Raw genomic sequence first — 15,938 nt, forward strand, 5'->3', positions numbered from 1 at the left:
TCCCCCCCTATTCCATCCCTTTTCCCACCGGCGTGCTCGGCACATCAAGCCCGACTTTCACCCGGTCCAGCGCCACGATTGTCTTGAACCAGGTCACGTTGGAATTTTCGGCAAACAATCGCCGCGCCAAAGCCTGGTATTCGTTCATGCTGGCAACGGTTAACACCAGGACGAAATCCACTTCGCCGGTGACGTAATAACACTGCTGAACTTCGGGCACCGCGAAGTGCGCCTTCATCGCCTCCAGCGCCTCGATGCTAGTGCGCTCTGCCATCACTTCCACAATGATCGTGATCGGCCGCCCTACGGCGGTGGGATCCACGATGGCGACGTTGCCCGTGATGACGCCCCCCGCTTCCATCCGCTTGATACGGCGCTGAACGGCGGCCGTGGAAAGATTGACCTGCTCGGCCATGAGGCGCAGCGGCATCGTGTTGTCGCGCTGGACGAGGTCCAGGATGGCACGGTCGAATTTGTCCAACGATTCAAGTGCGGCGTCGCTTTTTGCCATGGTAAACCTGTGAGAAATTTTCTCGAAAACTAACAGAAAACTGCGCCCCTTTATCTACCCTGGAGAAATATTATCTTGCCAGCAGTCTGCGTACGCAGCCTTGGTCGCAACACACACAGGATATTATTGGCATGCTCGCACTGTTCCATCTCTCCCCTGTCCTGTTGGTGACAGCCATGCTCGTCGTGCTGCGCCGGCCACCCGTGCACGCCGCCATTGCAGGTACTGTATGGGTCATGGTGCTCTGGCTCGCCGGCGCTGCCGACGCGTGGCGCCTGGGCAGCATGGTGGCCGCTGCTCAAGATACGGCCGTGCTGTTTGCAAGTACGGCTTTCGTGATCGTTCCAGGCCTGGTTTTTGTGATTTTTATCGAGCGCATGGGTGTCAACCTGGCGCTTAGCCAATGGGTGCGGTCACTGGGGCTTGGGCGCGGCGATCAAGTCGTGTTTATCGTTCTTGGACTGGCACCGTTGCTCGAAGCGATGACCGGCTTCGGCGTGTCGTTGATCGCCACGGTGCCCCTGCTGCTCAGTCTCTTCGAACGTCGGGTCGCGCTACGGATAGCACTGACCGGCATGGCAATCATGCCTTGGGGAACGCTGGGCCTGGCATCGGTCATTGGTGCTTCGTTGGTTCACCTGGACGCAACCGCGCTGGCAGCGACCTCGGCATTGACCAGCGCACCGGTTTTTTTGGTCCTCAGTGCAATCGCGCTATCGCTTGCAGGCGTTCGTGATTCGCGGGAATGGAGGGCGTTGGGCGCTTTCTGGCTGCTGTTCGTGGGCGTGCTTTACGGTGCCAGTCGGTGGCTGGGGCCGGAAGTGGCCGGCGTGGCAGCAGGCCTGGTGACGGCTGCTGCGGTACTCTCTGCTGGGCTGTGGCGCCTGCGCCGCAACGACAGCGAGCGCGGTGCGGTGCAATGGCCGCGTCAGGCATGGCCATATCTGGTACTGATCGTCTGCATTGTCGCGTTGAAGACGGTGTGGACGATCACCGCTTGGCCAGATCACTGGGTTGTACAGGGCGCCCAGGTCACCTGGAAACCACTCGCCTCACCCGGCCTGGCACTGGTTCTGGTGCTGATCGGGATAGGGTTTCACACGCGCCACACACAACGCCAGACAGCACTCGACGTCAACCTGCCTGCTGCGCTGGTGGCGCGGGCGAAGCGGCCACTGTTGACCATTTTCTTCTTCCTGGCGATGTCGCAGATGATGGTGAAGGCCGGCTTCCTCGCGGGTTTGATGCAACTGCTGGCGGGCCTGTCACCCGCCGCCGCGACGTCGCTGGTGGCCCTGTTTGGCGCGCTGTCAGGCTACATGACCGGGTCGAATGTTGGCGGCAACGCGATTTTCATGCCGGCCATCGCGATGTTGCCGGAATCCTCTCGCCTGTTGCTGGCTGCCGTCCAGAACAGCTCGGCAGGGCATGCTGCGCTGGGCTCGCTGTCGGTTGTCATGCTGATCCTGGGACTTGCCAAGACCCAGGCCAAGGAAGAAGGCGAACTGGTAAGGTTTGGCTTCACGCTGGTCTGTCTCAATACCGCGTTAGTCGCGTTGGGCGCGGCGTTGCTGAGTGGGTGGTTTGGATAGTGGAGTGTTGGCAAGTGGAGCCCCTTTTGCACTTTTTCCAATCCCTTGGGTTCATGTCTCTTTCCCAATAGTTTCTGACTTAACTATCCTACGCCTCCACCCCAAACGGATTCGCCACGATGTATCTGCGTTCAAGCATCTTGTTGTGCCTGTGCCTTTTCAGCAGCCTGAGCCAGGCCGCTGTTAACTGTTCGGCCCTGGCGGAAAAGATCTCCGGGACGGTGCCGGAGTTTCATCCGTCGGCGCAAGGCAAAGTCATTGGCACCGGACGCCTGCATTTCCACGAAGCGCCCGATGAAGCCTGTGCCAATAAGAAGATTTTTGTCATACCCGGCGACTCCCTCACCGTTTACTCCAGCCTTGAAGACGAATCATGGCTGGAAGTGAACTTCATCGCCAAGAGCGGCGACGACTTTACCGGTTGGGTAAAGGCTGATCGGGTCGAGATTGGCGCACCTTACGGAGCGCCAGCAGACGATACCGACGACGCGCCAGCGAGTGATGCTCAATAAAGGGGAGAAGAAACGATGACGAGTCCACCAGACGGGAACGGTCTATTCCCGGCCACTACACACGACAATGTGGCTGATGGCATCGGTTTCGCCGCCTGGGCTCGCGTCTGGGAGGCGCTTGGCGTCAGAGACGCGTCACGAGAAACGTACGAAGAACTCCTTCGACACTACGGCGAGCCGCACCGCGCCTACCACAATCTCCAACATCTGAAAGAATGCCTTCAGGTGCGCCGATACGTCAACGCGGCCTGCCAGGCCTCCGCTGAAGTCGACCTCGCGTTATGGTTCCATGACGCGATCTACGACCCCCTTCGCAGCGACAACGAGTTGCGCAGTGCGCAATGGTTGGACGACGTGGCACGCGATAGCGGCCTGGACGATGAAACGCGACGCAGGCTTTACGACTTGGTGATGGTGACGCGACACGACGGTGCCCCGGCAACGGCAGACGAAGCGGTCTTGGTGGACACGGACCTGGCGATCCTTGGAGCATCGTTCGAGCGGTTCGAGGAATACGACCAACAAATTCGCCGCGAGTATCAGTTTGTGCCTCTGCCTGTGTACCGCCAGAAACGGCGCCAGGTCCTTGAAGGCTTCCTGGCGCGTGGACGGATCTATACGACCGCAGCGTACTTCGATGCATTTGAGCAGCAGGCGCGCGCCAATCTTGCACGAGCCATCGAGCGTCTCGACTGAAGGCTGGATTCAAGCGGCGGAGGGATATTCAAATTCGCTGGCGCTCGATCACGGTGACCGTCGTCGTTCGGGAAATCGGGACTCAGCCATCTAATCAAGCTGCGAATCTTGATCAAGGTGACGTGCTCGTCGAATTTAAACTTACTATGCCCCGGAAGAATCATACCGTTTGACAAACCGACGCTCGTCGACCGCGTAACCTTGCTGCTGATAAAAAATGTGAGCCTGCATTCGGTGGTCGCTGCTAGTCACCTCAGCCCGGACGCAAAGTTGTTCTATAAAAAATGCATCAGCAGCAGAAACTAGCATTGCCCCTACTCCTTGTCCTCGGGAGTCTTCATCGATGACAAGCGAGGTAATGCGTCCGAGCCTACCCGGCTGATGAAACAGCTCAAGTACATGTAAGCTTATGACACCGATAATATTTTTACCGCCTTGTGCCAGCAGCACGGTATCGCGAGCGCTAAGTTCTAATGCTTCAAGCTTATCTCGGATTAGCTTCGGCGAGGCTTGGTAGCCTAACTGGCCCAAGAGCCTGGACACAGATTCTGCATCGGTTAGTAAGGCTTTTCGAACTTTCATGTTGTTCTCAACTGGGTATTGCACAGGCTTGTCCACCCTTTGAATTCGACTTGACCTATCGTTTGCATCGGACTTAACCAACACGCTGGGTGACTGAGACCGGCAGAAAGCGATCAGAGCCGTCAGTCGACCTGAGAACACAGGTTAGATGACTTGAACCAGAGGACTGCGGAGTCGACATGAACATGCTTCTGCTTTTGAGGCAGGAAGGGTGTATCAAGCGTGCCCAACGCTATCGAGACCCAGTCGGAGAATTTACCTTCAGATCGAGACCAAAACAGAGTCGAACCGCAATCGATGCAGAACTCACGTAATACGGCCTCTGACGAAGCATAGCTTTTGATGTTGGTGGAACCGCGAAGTACTCGAAGCGCGCTACGGGGAATGCTGCCGTACGATGCGAATGCTGCCCCGTGCCCCTTGCGACACTGGCTACAATGACAATGACTCACTGCTTTTGGTGAGACGAGTAGCTCGTAACTGACGGCAGCGCATAAGCAGCTTCCTTGGTATAGCTGTGTCATAGGCCTTTCCGTACAGATAAGAAACCCCAGCGTAACTGTCCCAGTCCAATCAGTCGACCGACCGTTATTTGCCGTCTGCTGCCTGCTACGACGCAGCTATCGAGCCAAGACCCCGAAGCATCGGGGACAGACCGATATGGATAACGCTGAGAGTCCATAAAGAGTCGGCTGCAGCCCCTTCAGGCATAGTCGACCCAAAGGAGCCTGTATACATCCAAGGATGTCACTCACCGGCAAGTCATCAAATCAACCGATCCAAAACCCGCGCATTCCACAACTCCCGATACCGCTCCCGCCACCCCGGGCTCCCCTTATCCAACCACTCCAACGTTGCCTCAACACTCTCAGGGCTGATCATGAAGTGATTGATATGCTCCTCGATCCGCTCTTCCGATAGATGCAGCAAGTCCAGATAACCATTGAAAGAATCCGCCAACACCACGTACTCATCGCCCTGCTGACGACGCCCGGTCCAGGCCGGTAAACCCGCCACCAGCGCCGCCACGTCCTGGCGCCCTTCCCGCACATCCAGCAGCAAGATACTCGCGCCGCCGTCGCGACCTATCGGCAACAATCCCGTTTCGGGGAAACCTGGCTGGGCCCGCAATTGCTCCAGTTCAAAGGGGTTGGATTCATACTTTTCGTCCAGATCCAGCCCGTACAGCGAAAAGCTGAGCAATTCCTCATCGCCATTGGCGAGCGTGGCCAACACATCGTATTCCACGTAAGCGCCGTTGCAGGTCTTGAGAAACTGGCGATAGTCGTCCGGCAGGCGGGCACCCAGGCTGGCTTCCAATTGTGCGATGGCACGGTCGGTGGCGGCTTCACGGGTGTCTTCGAGAATGAGTCCGCGGTAATCAGTCATTGCGCCTTCCGTTTTGCTCAGTGAAGCCGAATCCTTCTATGCTCAAGCGACTATGCGCAAGGAGCCACCTAATGGACTACCTGATCCGAAACGCTATGGCCACCGATGCCCCGGCCATCAGTCAAACGATCATCAATGCCTTGCGCCAGTCCAATGCCCAAGACTACTCACCCGAAATTATCGATCAAGTGGTGCAAAATTTTTCCCCGCCGGCAATTCTTCAATTGTTGGCTCAACGCCAGATACTCGTAGCAACAGTCGACAATCATATCGTTGCAACGGCGAGTCTCGATCAGGACGTGGTCCGAAGCGTGTTTGTCGACCCGAGCTATCAAGGGAAGGGTCTCGGAAGACACCTGATGGCGAGGATTCAATCGATCGCCATCAACGCAGGCCTGAAGCTGCTGCGGGTTCCCTCTTCAATCACCGCAGAAGGCTTTTATGCTTCGCTTGGCTTTGAAAAAGTCCGGGATGAGTTCCACAAATCAGAGCGCACGATCATCATGACGAAAACCTTGGACCTGTAGCACTGCAGCGTCCAAGAAGGTACCCCTGCGCCATCACACCACGCTCGCCCGATGCAGACTGCTCAAATGCCCAACCCCCGCCGCCTGCAAACGACTCACCAGATCCTCCCGCGCCGCTCGCCCACCCGAACGCACGTACTCCAGCTCCGCCGCGGTGATCAATACCACCGGCACCAATCTGACCGGCGACAACGGCATGTCATCCAGTAGGGTCGGGAAATCCGGCGCCGGGGCACCGAGCAGAACGCCGGTGGAGTCGTCATCGGTCACGAAGTGTTTGGGCAATTGGTCGCTCATGTGGTGCGATTGGCTGAGCCCGGGAAGTTCAAGGGACAGCGCCCCATACTGGTCGAGTTGGTGGGTAATGCCGCCCGCGTCGGCCACCGTCTTGGCGACGTGTTCCACCAGTTCGAATGCCCAACTACCCTTGAAAGGATCGACCTCGCCCACGGGGCCATGGGCGTGTTCGGGGATGTCCGCGGTTTCGACGAACAACTCCATTTCGAAACCGTTGCCCATGCCTTCCGTATCATCGAATGGATCGGACAGGCCTTCGGTGGCGAGGATGATCGTGTCGCCACGGCGAACCACGCGATAGGCCTGGCGAGTCGAAGGCCAGTACGGGCCGCCGGAAAAGGTCGGGCTGATCAAGTAGGCAAGGACATCCCGCTCGACCGTGCCGACAGCACTCCAATGACGATCCAGGCACGCTGCGCCGGCTTCCCGGACGGCCAGACTGGCGGCTTCAGCCTCAGTCAGGTCGACAAGCTCAGGGGATTGCGGCGCGGGCTGGTCGTGTTGGGTTTCAGGGGCTTTTGATGAACCGAAGAGCTTCTTGAAGAAATTCATGGGCGTTCCTATTCGAAAACTGCAGTTGATGTATCGTTCAGTTACTGCGCCTGGACCGATTTCCAAAGGATGAACATGACATTGACGGTCGAAAGTTTGGTCAGGATAGCAATGACTAATCCAATCAACGCACAAATCACTCCGCGCTTGCCTGCACTCGGTTTAAATCAATGCATGCTCACGGCTGGCTGCCTGTTCCAAGCCGTCTGGAATCATCAAACGCAGCAACCGTCCTCTTGGGGCGTTAAGGATTACGATGTTTTTTACTTTGACCCGGACCTGTCTTGGGAAGCCGAGAACGAAGTGATCAACGCCGCCCAGCGACTCTTCCAGGACCTCGGCGTCAACATCGAGGTCAAGAATCAGGCCCGCGTCCACCTTTGGTACGGTCAGCGGTTTGGCAAGCCTTATCCTCAGCTTCAGTCGGCCAAGGATGGCATTGATCGTTACCTGATTGCGGGCACGTGTGTTGGGCTGGATGTTGAAACCGGCGAGGTCTATGCGCCCTTTGGCCTGGACGATATCGAGCAAGGCTTTCTGCGTATCAATCCAAATAATCCTCAGCCGGATTTATTCGATGAGAAGGCGAAGAGTTATCAGGCTCGCTGGCCGTGGCTCAGGATTGTGGAGAAATGATGCCAATCTCGATAATCCCGTGGCGAGGGAGCTTGCTCCCGCTGGGTGGCGAAGCCGCCCCAAAGTACTTTTTTCAGAAAAAACGGGGACAATGGTCTACGACGGCTACGCCGCCGAGCGGGAGCAAGCTCCCTCGCCACGGAGTACCTTTTAGAACCATGTATGGAATTTGCTGCCGCCTTCGCGAGCAAGCTCGCTTGTATGGTAGGACTTGAAGGGAGGAGGAGGGACAAGGCTCGATTCTGACTGTTCGCGCAGTACAGACCGTGGGAGATTTCGCCCCTCCTCCTTTCACCCAAGCGCCGATAAAGAATGCTTCGGCCTGGATCGACGATAGAGACAAGCCTGCGCCTCTGGGTGACCCCTTCAAGTGTTCAAACCTTAGCCCGGAGGATTTCCAATGGCAATGCCGGTTTCTGTCACAAAGCCAATCGTGGGCGTGGATGTCGCCAAGAACGAGCTGGTGATCTATCACGCAGAGCTTGATGTGTTGGAAGCGATTCCTAACGACAAGGCGGCCATCAAAAGGTGGTTGAAAGTATTGCCGGGACCCGTCGATGTTGCCATTGAGTCGACCAATATCTATCACTTGGATTTTGCTGATCTGGCCTATGAGGCCGGTTGCACGATCTATATGGTGGGCGGTTATGAACTTCATCATTACCGCAAAGGCGTAAAAATACGCGCCAAAACCGACGCGCTGGACGCCAAGCTGCTGGCTCGTTACCTCAAGAACGAAGGGCACGAGCTTCATCCATGGGCACCGCCATCTCCGTTGTATCGCCAGCTTCTAAGCCTTTTCCGCCGTCGCGCTGCCTTGGTTCAGGCTCGAGTCGCCCTGGTACAAAGCTGGGCGAACGAGCCACTACTGAAGACAGCTTTCGCCGAGCAAATCGCCGCCATGCAGAGGCTTGAGACATTGATCGAGAAGACGATCAAGGATCATCTGAAAAATGCCGGTTTGCTAGGTCAACTGAACCGTTGCCTGAAAGTCGAGGGCATCGGATTTTTGACCGGAGCTCGTTTGCTTACGGCATTTCAGCGGGGCGACTTCAAGAATGCAGACGCTTTTATCGCTTTCTTGGGAATGGATTTGCGAGTGTCCCAATCAGGACAAAAAGATGACCGGCGAAGCTTGAGCAAACGCGGCGACCCGGAAGTTCGTCGGCTTTTACACAACGCAGCCATGTCGGCCAGCCGTACGTCTGCCTGGAAAGGCTTTTATGAAAAACTAAGAGCTCGGGGCTTCGCTACCACGCAGGCGCTAGTAATACTGGCTCGCAAGCTTGCTCGGATCGTATTCGCTTTGCTGAAAGGACAAAGCGAATACCAACCAAAAGCGGCTTGAGGGCTTCCCCTCAACCATAGAATCTCCCACAGGAGGTCGGCGGTGGGAACCCGTTCTGTGGGCCTCAACCTTGACTCATCGCCCCCGAAAAACTTGCCTCCACCGGCCCGATAAGAACGACCGCACCCACGCCATTCCACTGAACCGTTACGCTTCCGCCATCACATTCAACCTCGACGGTGCTGTCCAACAAACCACGACGAATGCCGTTAACAACCGCACCGCACGAGCAGGATCCCGAACCTAGCGCAATACCCGCCCCACGTTCCCAGATCCGCAGCCGTATATGGTTGCGATCAATGATCTGGACGAAATGAACGTTGGTCTTGAGCGAAAACAGGGCGTTGGTTTCGATGGCCGGGCCGATCGTCGCGATATCAACGCTGGCCAGATCATCGACAAAATAAGTGCAGTGCGGATTACCCATGCTGCACGCGGCGGGACTGCCGGCCAGTGGCAAGGCGGCGGTGTCCAGTTCTTGCGCTAAAGGAATGTCCGACCAGCCGAAAAGCGGCACGCCCATGGCGACGGAAATGTCGCCGGTTGGAGTACGCTCGCAAGTCAGCAGACCGCGGTTGGTGCGCAGTACCAGCGAAGTAGCATTTGCTTCGCGCATCAGCAGATCCGCCGCTCCTCGCGTCGCGCTGCCGCAAACATCCAGCGGGGAGCCATCTGCGTTCCAGAACATCACACGCGCATCGGCATCGTCGCAATCGAGCAACACCGCGAGCTGGTTGAAGCCCACGCCCCGGTTCCTATCGCCCATACGCCGGGCCAGGGCACTTGTCACTGGGCTGGCTGCATTGCGCGAGTCGACAATAATGAAGTCGTCGCCATTGGCATGCATCTTATGAAAGCTCAGTGGCATGCAAACGCTCTGCTGGAGATGGAATTACCGTAGTAAAAATTGCAGGTTGCCTGAGCGTTCCGGACATACAACATGATTCGATTGAGTGACGGTTGCATGTATTCATCCTTGATCAGTGTGAGTGTTGCGTCTTCTTATATGCCGTCGTCATGACCTCCCAAGTTCTAGTGTCGGCAGGAATCAGATGCTCGATACGCAATGAGCTCATCGTGATATCGAGCGGCATACCGAAGGTGGTGAACGTCGACATGAACCTCAGCTCCCCCTGGGAAGAGTCGACTCGCGTCAGCAGCAGCGGAGGCAGTTCGTTAGCCAGCGCAGCGCTGTGTGGGGCCGGCAGGCTCTTCAGGATCTCAGCCAGCGCCGGATTACTCAAGGCTTCCCTGGATGCGCGCTGCCAAGCCACTAACCTTATTTCCTCGGCGTTACTCAAATGATCGCCCAAGCCGCCGGGTTGCAGCAGTGTCACCAACAGGTTAAGCCCCTCTGCCGCTTCTCTGGCAAGCCCCACCAGATCGAACAAGACTCCCGCGCTGGCGTTGGCGGCAAGGATGTCCCATTGAGCATCCAAGACAATTGCTGGGGCGGGGTTATTGGCGTGAAGGATGTGATCAATGGCAGCACGCACCACCTCCATTGTCGATGATGTGAGCGGCGTCGTTTCGTAGCGAGGGGCGTAGCCGCTGGCGAGGAAGATGTCATTGCATCGTTCCAAAGGTACATCCAGGGCAGTCAATAAGTTGTGCAAGGTGCCGGGACTTGGCTTCGCGCGTCCCGTCTCGATGCAACTAAGGTGACGCTGAGATAGCCCTGTTATCAGCGCGCAGTCCAACTGACTGAGTCCGGCCTGTTGGCGCAAGTGACGCAGTTGGGCACCGGCCGAGGTTGGCGGCGTTGTTCGAGAGAAAGGTCGACTGGTCATCGTTGACTCTGGCATTGCGGGTGAACGGCGTCGATGACCTCAGAGGTCATTGAAACCATGACGGTCAAATCACTAGCCTACCTCCCTGATCAACGAACTTGTCCAGGGAGGCAACTTGAAGAAACCTTACATCGCACTGGTGACGTTGCTGCTTTTTTCCGTGTACACGGCGAGTACTTTGTTTCTCGCCGAGCAATCGCTCCTGGCGTTCGGCCTCGGGCTCATGTCGCGCCCAGACACCGCGCAGGTTGTCATCGACCTGTATCTGCTCGCTTGCATGGCGTGCGTCTGGATGTACCGGGACGCACGTTCGAAAGGCCGGTCGCTCACATCGCTGCTGCCTTACTTCCTGATCACGGCCATCTTCGTATCGGTCGGTCCGCTGTTGTACATCGTCGTCAACGGATTTGGACACCAACCGTCGCTGACAGGTACTCATGATTAGCCAGTTCCTCAACTCATGCACCGCAACGGACAATCACAGCTCACGGCCAATCAACAAGCACCGCTTTCGGATCCCCCTGACGCATCTGGGCCAGTTCAGCATCCGCCTTGGCTTGCGTCGCGTGGCAGAACTCGAAGGCGTTCTGGGTCTTGCCGGTCGGCCCCTTGGCTTCGGCCATGCACACCACGGCGCCCGGTGTGCAAACGGCGCTGTTGAGTTTGAAATCACCCCAAACGCCGGGCTGTTCCTGCTTCACCTTGGCGATGTAGCTTTTGAGCGAGGGTTGCATGTCGCTCGCGGCACCGGCAATCAATTTGACCGGGCTGACCGCAGCGCCGTACGTATGCTGGGTGGACAGTACGGCGGTGCAATACATGGCTGCGGCCGGGACCACCGCCGTGGCACCGTTGGCCATCACCGTAGGTGTCATCGCGACTTGCGTCCCACCAGGCCCCACCAGAACCGGAACGATGCTAAACGCGTTGTTTCGCCAGACCTTCAGGTTCACCCGCGAGCCGATTGGCGCTTTGGCAACGGCCACCCTGAAATCGATTGAATCGGCGATAAGCCCGTTATCCACGGCCACGATCACGTCTTGAGGCAAGATCCCGGCCTGTTGCGCACCGCTGCCCGGAACAGTCCCCTGCACCACAACTCCGGCGGGAGGCGCTGACAGCGCCATCGCCCGCTTCGGATCGATGGTCTCGATGCTGGCGCCGATCCTGCCGCGAGGTAAATTGGCCGGCTGGCAGCCTTTTTCAAGCCAGACCTGGCTGGCCGCTTCTTTTCGAGCCGTGGCGACCTGCTTCAGGATGGGCTCAGCGCTCGCCTGGTACATCGGCACCTCGCTGAGGGACATTTCGATGTATTCGCAAGATTTGGAGCGATACCGGTCAGGCGTTTCCCGGGTCACCAGCTTTTGCAAGTCAATGGGTGGCAAGCCTTGGGGGGCGGCAACGGTGGAGGTTGCGGGGGAGACGCTGGCAGAGTCCGCACTGGCAACCGATGAGACCACGTAGGCACCGGCCGCAAGGCCTGCTGCACTGGTCATCATGCTGGTATCGACGCCTCCCATGGGCAGCAGCATCGCACCGACTACCGCCGCCTCACCGAGACCGCCATCAGAGGCACAGCCAGCCAAGGCAGTGAGCGAAAGTGCAACGGCAAGCCTGGTGCTTGATTTCAAGGCAGATGCGGACATTTCGCTACTCAGTGATTGATTCGAGTGGATCGTGCCGCATCATGGCAAAGTGCCTTTCAGTTGTATATCGAATGCACATTTGCCCAGATGCCACCCGTCTCAATCACCACGGCAGCGAAGTGCCTGGTTGAGGTTGGACAGGATGATGGCCAAATAGTACCTTGCCTGGACCTGCCTAAACGCCACGACCTCAGAGAAGCCCATGTCGACAAAATGCCTTGCCGCACTACTGGTGCTCTCCCCTCTCCTGGCGTCTTGCGTCAACCCGATGTACAGCTCCGCCGAGCGAGCCGAAACGGCGGAATACCTGCGCAAGATCAAAGATCCGGCGACCTACTACGCCATGGATTGTGAAACGTTCCTGGCGACCAAACAGGGCTGGGAAAAGCATCCGAGCATGGCGGGCGACCCCGTTAACCTGGTGATCCAACAAGTCGCCAGACAACGCGATTGTTCAGCCGGTAGCGCTCCAGCACCAGTTGCCGCTGCGGTGTCACCGACGCCCGGGATGTCCGCGGCAATGCCCGCATCGGAACCTAATCAGTCTGGGGGCTTGGGCCTGCACATCACCAGCGTTACACCGGCGATGGCTCAGCAATTTGGCTTAGCCGCAACCAGCGGCGTATTGGTCGTGAGGCCAGTGCCAGGAACAGGCGCGGAAAAAGCCGGCATGTTGGCCGGCGATATCGTTTTGCAAATTGCCGGGACTCCGGTCAACAGCCCTGCCGAGCTGACCGCTGTCGCCAGTCGTATTCGACCTGGCTTCGCGGCGCCGTTGAAGGTGTGGCGCAACCGGGCACCCATCGACGCGTTGGTGGAAATAGGCGACTCATCGGGCTTGGCACCCTCGGTAGCGCTTGCACCTGCGGCAGCCGCCGCGCCGACGCGCCCCCTCGCCGCTCCCGTTACATCGCCAGCAAGCAATAGCGCGGCCAATACTTCGTTCTGTTTTGCCCTGTTCGAGGCCAGACAAGTCCAGGGGCTGAGCGACTATCCATCAAGGGGCCTCATCACCGCCGTCTGGCAAGGCCCGGCACTGAGCGGCACACCCGCTCGGCTCGCTATGCCGGAGTTCCAGGCATTCACTCGGTCCCAAGGCTACGACGTGAAAATGCAACCGATGTTTTGCCAGCCAATCGGTACCAGCGAACAGTGCCAGGCGCTGGGGTCGGAGAGTTTCATGCTGACCGAGCGCAGCTTTACCGCGATGGTCAATTGCACAGAAACCTTGCAGGGCGTAGAAACAACGCGGGGTCTACTGTTTAAACAGTGGCCTTATCTGCAGACCACCGCGTGGCGTCCGTTGGCGAGTCAGTAACTGTCTCGATGGGTGGCTCTGGCCGGCGCGGGAATCAGATGTTCGATGAAGCTTTCGCTTTAAGCCACGCCTCACGCGTCATTTCCCAGACGTCTTTAAGCAACGGCCCACAGACAAATTCCCCCTGCTGCGTCCCGATCATGCGCATGCCTTCGCGCTCCGACACCCTGCGCGAAGCCAGGTTGCCCACGGCCTTGGGCACCTGCATGACGGGGCGTTCCAGGGTTTCGAACCAATAGGCATTGATCGCTTCGCACGCCTCGCGCATATAGCCTTTCCCCTGCCATTGCGGCGCCAGCCAGAAACCGCGGTTGTTGCCTGGCTGATCGTAGAGGCTGATGCTGCCGATACGCTGTGCCGGGTCCTCGGCAATACGGATCATCCAGTGCCACTCGCGCCCGGCGGCGACAGCGGGGAGCGCATGGTCGCGCACGTAGGTCAACGCGCCGTCATCCGGGTACGGCCAGGGCACGCGGCTGTCCAGGTAACGGACCACTTCCCAGTATGGGAATAATCGTTGAATCGCCGGTGCATCCGCCAGTTCAAGGGGGGTGAGGATGAGGCGGCAGGTTTGGAACGTGGGGATAGGGTCCATGATGAAGATTCCTTTTCAAACGTTATGGCGTCCTTGAAAAGTTTTCACGCTACAAGTTATCCGTGATCCTGCACAGCTTGCTGTCCTCCAAGGATAAAGGGGGAAGCTCGGTCGTTTTCACGGACAGTTGCTTGAGGGTGACCGTGCACTTGAAGCGCCCCGCAGCCTCCAGTTGGTAATCCGCCCCTGCTTTAGGGACAAAGCGGAACATGTTGTAGCATTGAGCACCGATGTAATGAAAAGCGATGGGCTGTCCGGCAGGCACCAGCAGCTCAGTCATTACCGTGGAAGATGAATGTTTGTCGTCGTCTGGCATGCCCAGTCGTTCGCCGTTGCGATTGGCGTAGCCATCCCGGAACGCCACCATGACGCCCGCGCCCGGCAGGCGGAAGTCCACACAATCGGACTTGGGTACGGCCCTGACCATGCCATCGCTGATCACCCGCAAGCGTGCGGTCTCGCCACCGTCAGGCGTGGAATAAGGGGTGGAGAAAGAGCGGACATCCGACAGCGCTCCGCAGCCGGTGAGCAGCGTCAATAAGATGAAGTTCAAGGCATGTCGCAGGACGCGGGAGGTAGTGCCCGGGCAAATATCAGCCTGGGAGATGAGGGGGTGTGGCGATTGGCTCACGATGATGCTCCATGCGGGTCAGATATCCAGGGCCAACAACGGTCAAGAGGAACGCGATGTCAGCGCGAGATTTTATAGAGGGTTCAGGGATTGGCTGCAATAGTCGACGTACCGGGGCGCACGCCTGATGATCCAGGCCCACTCAAACCTCATCACCGGATTGGCCCTCGCCGTGGTCGCGACGCTGAGCTGGGCTTGTGGTTTCATCATCGGCTGCCGACACTTCTGGAGATGTCAGGTCTTGCGGCTGTGCTGGTTGGGGTGGTCATGGGGGTGCGGATCATCCTCAACTCGCGTGGATCGACAACCAACGCCGCCCCTTGATCAGCAGATGATTGCCCTACCCCTTGTCCAGCCCTTTGGCTGTCTTTCTGCGACCCTTCGAAGTCACCACTTTGTATTCACCGGAACCGGCCTCTTCCACTGAATATGCGGTCAGGGCGTCCTCGTGCAAAACGTAATGGGTGGAAGTTTTACTGACAGGAAGAGGGACAGTTTCGATATGAGCGGCCACCTTTGCAGAGGCCGCTGGCAAGAAAGCACTCGGCTCCAGCGCAAACCGCTCTGCCAGCGCGTACGCCATCTTGTGACTGATCGGCCGATCTCCATTGAGCACCTTGGACACCGCCGTTTTATCACCGATTTCAGGGAGGTCTGAACCGGTGAGCCCGAGCGTCTCCATCAAGTCCTTGATCAACTGCACAGGCGTGCAGCTCGCCTCAAAGGCGGCATTCGATTCGCGAAATTGGTGGGAGTCGCGCTGATAGGCCAGGATTTCGTCCTCGAGCTCAACGAGAATCCTCTCCTCGGTCCTGCTCAGCTCTCGCCCGTCGGTAAGCGCATCGAGCAGGGCCGTCGCACGCGCATAGTCGGCAGGGGTCTTGATGCCATGCACAAACTCACCGCGCAGGCGATCCAGTACGGCGTGCAGCTCGCCAAGCGTCGCGATCACGGTTTGAAAGTCGTTCCGGGCTGCGCTCATCGTCTTACCCCTTTATTTCTTGCATACCAGCTGTTGGCAACGTCGTAATCGGCATGCGTGTAGATGTGTTTGACGTAGAACTTCTGCCGGGCATAGTTGACGCCGCCTATCACCCTGAGATTATTGCCGCCTACGTCGATCACCACCCAGTTCATTGCGGCCCTGGGCTTGAACAAGTCGACACCGTGCGTACCGAATAGCTTTTGCAGGTCGGCGAACGCCTTGGGGCGCGCCATCGTCAGAATGCGCAGGCATCGATCAAGCCCGGCCTTGTCGTTGGGGTACAAAATCGCAGCGTCGTCAAAACGTGATGGCGTGAGTATATCCATGGGCT

The 15,938-nt window shown here is 57.9% G+C and carries 20 protein-coding genes and 1 pseudogene; 9 read left to right on the forward strand and 12 right to left on the reverse strand.

Annotated features, from left to right (window positions below):
• Positions 1-7: 7 nt before the first annotated feature.
• Complete coding sequence (locus tag HU715_RS14420; protein WP_186709707.1) at positions 8-511, reverse strand: Lrp/AsnC family transcriptional regulator; 504 nt, start codon at positions 509-511, stop codon at positions 8-10.
• 131 nt (positions 512-642) lie between these two features.
• Here HU715_RS14420 and HU715_RS14425 point away from each other — a divergent pair, with 131 nt between their 5' ends.
• The 3 genes from HU715_RS14425 to HU715_RS14435 all read left to right on the forward strand — a co-directional run bounded on the left by HU715_RS14425 (position 643) and on the right by HU715_RS14435 (position 3,311).
• Entirely contained in the window at positions 643-2,103 is a 1,461-nt protein-coding gene (locus HU715_RS14425) for an L-lactate permease (protein WP_186709708.1), read from the forward strand.
• A 119-nt stretch (positions 2,104-2,222) separates the two neighbouring features.
• On the forward strand, positions 2,223-2,615 hold the full coding sequence (locus HU715_RS14430) for a hypothetical protein (protein ID WP_186709709.1): 393 nt from the start codon (positions 2,223-2,225) through the stop codon (positions 2,613-2,615).
• A gap of 15 nt (positions 2,616-2,630) precedes the next feature.
• Entirely contained in the window at positions 2,631-3,311 is a 681-nt protein-coding gene (locus HU715_RS14435) for an HD domain-containing protein (RefSeq protein WP_186709710.1), read from the forward strand.
• Positions 3,312-3,455: 144 nt separating this feature from the next.
• On the opposite strand, the gene HU715_RS14440 is transcribed toward HU715_RS14435, so the two are convergent.
• From HU715_RS14440 to HU715_RS14450, 3 genes are all read right to left on the reverse strand, one after another.
• A complete protein-coding gene (locus HU715_RS14440; RefSeq protein WP_186709711.1) occupies positions 3,456-3,893 on the reverse strand; it encodes a GNAT family N-acetyltransferase in 438 nt (145 codons plus the stop codon).
• Between the two features lie 122 nt (positions 3,894-4,015).
• Positions 4,016-4,417 (reverse strand): GFA family protein, encoded by a 402-nt coding sequence (locus HU715_RS14445; protein WP_186709712.1) that lies wholly within the window; start codon positions 4,415-4,417, stop codon positions 4,016-4,018.
• 241 nt (positions 4,418-4,658) lie between these two features.
• Entirely contained in the window at positions 4,659-5,282 is a 624-nt protein-coding gene (locus tag HU715_RS14450; RefSeq protein ID WP_186709713.1) for an SMI1/KNR4 family protein, read from the reverse strand.
• Positions 5,283-5,353: 71 nt separating this feature from the next.
• On the opposite strand from HU715_RS14450, the gene HU715_RS14455 reads away from it, so the two are divergent.
• Positions 5,354-5,809 carry a GNAT family N-acetyltransferase gene (locus tag HU715_RS14455; protein WP_186709714.1) on the forward strand — a complete coding sequence of 152 codons (456 nt, stop codon included), beginning with the start codon at positions 5,354-5,356 and terminating at the stop codon, positions 5,807-5,809.
• A 33-nt stretch (positions 5,810-5,842) separates the two neighbouring features.
• Here HU715_RS14455 and HU715_RS14460 read toward each other — a convergent pair whose 3' ends face one another.
• Positions 5,843-6,658, reverse strand: coding sequence for a suppressor of fused domain protein (locus HU715_RS14460; protein ID WP_186709717.1), 816 nt, complete (start codon positions 6,656-6,658; stop codon positions 5,843-5,845).
• A gap of 75 nt (positions 6,659-6,733) precedes the next feature.
• Here HU715_RS14460 and HU715_RS14465 point away from each other — a divergent pair, with 75 nt between their 5' ends.
• Positions 6,734-7,294, forward strand: coding sequence for a nucleotidyltransferase family protein (locus HU715_RS14465; RefSeq protein WP_186709719.1), 561 nt, complete (start codon positions 6,734-6,736; stop codon positions 7,292-7,294).
• A 400-nt stretch (positions 7,295-7,694) separates the two neighbouring features.
• Entirely contained in the window at positions 7,695-8,642 is a 948-nt protein-coding gene (locus HU715_RS14470) for an IS110 family transposase (RefSeq protein ID WP_186710884.1), read from the forward strand.
• Positions 8,643-8,706: 64 nt separating this feature from the next.
• On the opposite strand, the gene dapF is transcribed toward HU715_RS14470, so the two are convergent.
• Positions 8,707-9,510, reverse strand: a complete 804-nt coding sequence (dapF, locus tag HU715_RS14475) for a diaminopimelate epimerase (RefSeq protein WP_186707244.1) — start codon at positions 9,508-9,510, stop codon at positions 8,707-8,709.
• Positions 9,511-9,622: 112 nt separating this feature from the next.
• Positions 9,623-10,432 carry a helix-turn-helix domain-containing protein gene (locus tag HU715_RS14480; protein ID WP_186707243.1) on the reverse strand — a complete coding sequence of 270 codons (810 nt, stop codon included), beginning with the start codon at positions 10,430-10,432 and terminating at the stop codon, positions 9,623-9,625.
• Between the two features lie 115 nt (positions 10,433-10,547).
• Between HU715_RS14480 and HU715_RS14485 the strand changes: the two genes are divergently transcribed.
• Positions 10,548-10,877, forward strand: coding sequence for a DUF2834 domain-containing protein (locus HU715_RS14485; protein ID WP_186707242.1), 330 nt, complete (start codon positions 10,548-10,550; stop codon positions 10,875-10,877).
• Between the two features lie 40 nt (positions 10,878-10,917).
• Here the strand turns inward: HU715_RS14485 and HU715_RS14490 are convergent, their stop codons facing one another.
• Positions 10,918-12,078, reverse strand: coding sequence for a PDZ domain-containing protein (locus HU715_RS14490; RefSeq protein WP_186707241.1), 1,161 nt, complete (start codon positions 12,076-12,078; stop codon positions 10,918-10,920).
• Between the two features lie 202 nt (positions 12,079-12,280).
• Between HU715_RS14490 and HU715_RS14495 the strand changes: the two genes are divergently transcribed.
• The gene (locus HU715_RS14495) at positions 12,281-13,396 is read left to right on the forward strand and encodes a S1C family serine protease (protein ID WP_186707240.1); all 1,116 of its coding nucleotides are present in this window, start codon (positions 12,281-12,283) and stop codon (positions 13,394-13,396) included.
• A 34-nt stretch (positions 13,397-13,430) separates the two neighbouring features.
• Here HU715_RS14495 and HU715_RS14500 read toward each other — a convergent pair whose 3' ends face one another.
• Both HU715_RS14500 and HU715_RS14505 read right to left on the reverse strand, forming a co-directional pair.
• A complete protein-coding gene (locus HU715_RS14500) occupies positions 13,431-13,991 on the reverse strand; it encodes a GNAT family N-acetyltransferase (protein ID WP_186707239.1) in 561 nt (186 codons plus the stop codon).
• A 49-nt stretch (positions 13,992-14,040) separates the two neighbouring features.
• Entirely contained in the window at positions 14,041-14,622 is a 582-nt protein-coding gene (locus HU715_RS14505; protein ID WP_186707238.1) for a hypothetical protein, read from the reverse strand.
• A gap of 189 nt (positions 14,623-14,811) precedes the next feature.
• Here HU715_RS14505 and HU715_RS27315 point away from each other — a divergent pair.
• Positions 14,812-14,946, forward strand: a pseudogene (locus HU715_RS27315) (DMT family transporter); the annotation flags it as partial.
• Positions 14,947-14,962: 16 nt separating this feature from the next.
• Here HU715_RS27315 and HU715_RS14510 read toward each other — a convergent pair.
• Both HU715_RS14510 and HU715_RS14515 read right to left on the reverse strand, forming a co-directional pair.
• Entirely contained in the window at positions 14,963-15,604 is a 642-nt protein-coding gene (locus tag HU715_RS14510) for a helix-turn-helix domain-containing protein (RefSeq protein WP_186707237.1), read from the reverse strand.
• Entirely contained in the window at positions 15,601-15,933 is a 333-nt protein-coding gene (locus tag HU715_RS14515) for a type II toxin-antitoxin system HigB family toxin (protein ID WP_186707236.1), read from the reverse strand. The genes HU715_RS14510 and HU715_RS14515 overlap by 4 nt, the downstream gene beginning before the upstream one ends.
• Positions 15,934-15,938: the final 5 nt, after the last annotated feature.

The organism is Pseudomonas zanjanensis (assembly GCF_014268745.2).
Taxonomy (GTDB): Bacteria; Pseudomonadota; Gammaproteobacteria; order Pseudomonadales; family Pseudomonadaceae; genus Aquipseudomonas; species Aquipseudomonas zanjanensis.

Coding starts and splice junctions, on each gene's coding strand:
- HU715_RS14420 (WP_186709707.1), bottom strand. CDS start 511: ATGGCAAAAAGCGACGCCGCACTTGAATCGTTGGACAAATTCGACCGT.
- dapF (WP_186707244.1), bottom strand. CDS start 9,510: ATGCCACTGAGCTTTCATAAGATGCATGCCAATGGCGACGACTTCATT.
- HU715_RS14430 (WP_186709709.1), top strand. CDS start 2,223: ATGTATCTGCGTTCAAGCATCTTGTTGTGCCTGTGCCTTTTCAGCAGC.
- HU715_RS14465 (WP_186709719.1), top strand. CDS start 6,734: ATGACATTGACGGTCGAAAGTTTGGTCAGGATAGCAATGACTAATCCA.
- HU715_RS14500 (WP_186707239.1), bottom strand. CDS start 13,991: ATGGACCCTATCCCCACGTTCCAAACCTGCCGCCTCATCCTCACCCCC.
- HU715_RS14470 (WP_186710884.1), top strand. CDS start 7,695: ATGGCAATGCCGGTTTCTGTCACAAAGCCAATCGTGGGCGTGGATGTC.
- HU715_RS14495 (WP_186707240.1), top strand. CDS start 12,281: ATGTCGACAAAATGCCTTGCCGCACTACTGGTGCTCTCCCCTCTCCTG.
- HU715_RS14445 (WP_186709712.1), bottom strand. CDS start 4,417: ATGACACAGCTATACCAAGGAAGCTGCTTATGCGCTGCCGTCAGTTAC.
- HU715_RS14450 (WP_186709713.1), bottom strand. CDS start 5,282: ATGACTGATTACCGCGGACTCATTCTCGAAGACACCCGTGAAGCCGCC.
- HU715_RS14435 (WP_186709710.1), top strand. CDS start 2,631: ATGACGAGTCCACCAGACGGGAACGGTCTATTCCCGGCCACTACACAC.
- HU715_RS14490 (WP_186707241.1), bottom strand. CDS start 12,078: ATGTCCGCATCTGCCTTGAAATCAAGCACCAGGCTTGCCGTTGCACTT.
- HU715_RS14460 (WP_186709717.1), bottom strand. CDS start 6,658: ATGAATTTCTTCAAGAAGCTCTTCGGTTCATCAAAAGCCCCTGAAACC.
- HU715_RS14440 (WP_186709711.1), bottom strand. CDS start 3,893: ATGAAAGTTCGAAAAGCCTTACTAACCGATGCAGAATCTGTGTCCAGG.
- HU715_RS14455 (WP_186709714.1), top strand. CDS start 5,354: ATGGACTACCTGATCCGAAACGCTATGGCCACCGATGCCCCGGCCATC.
- HU715_RS14510 (WP_186707237.1), bottom strand. CDS start 15,604: ATGAGCGCAGCCCGGAACGACTTTCAAACCGTGATCGCGACGCTTGGC.
- HU715_RS14480 (WP_186707243.1), bottom strand. CDS start 10,432: ATGACCAGTCGACCTTTCTCTCGAACAACGCCGCCAACCTCGGCCGGT.
- HU715_RS14425 (WP_186709708.1), top strand. CDS start 643: ATGCTCGCACTGTTCCATCTCTCCCCTGTCCTGTTGGTGACAGCCATG.
- HU715_RS14515 (WP_186707236.1), bottom strand. CDS start 15,933: ATGGATATACTCACGCCATCACGTTTTGACGACGCTGCGATTTTGTAC.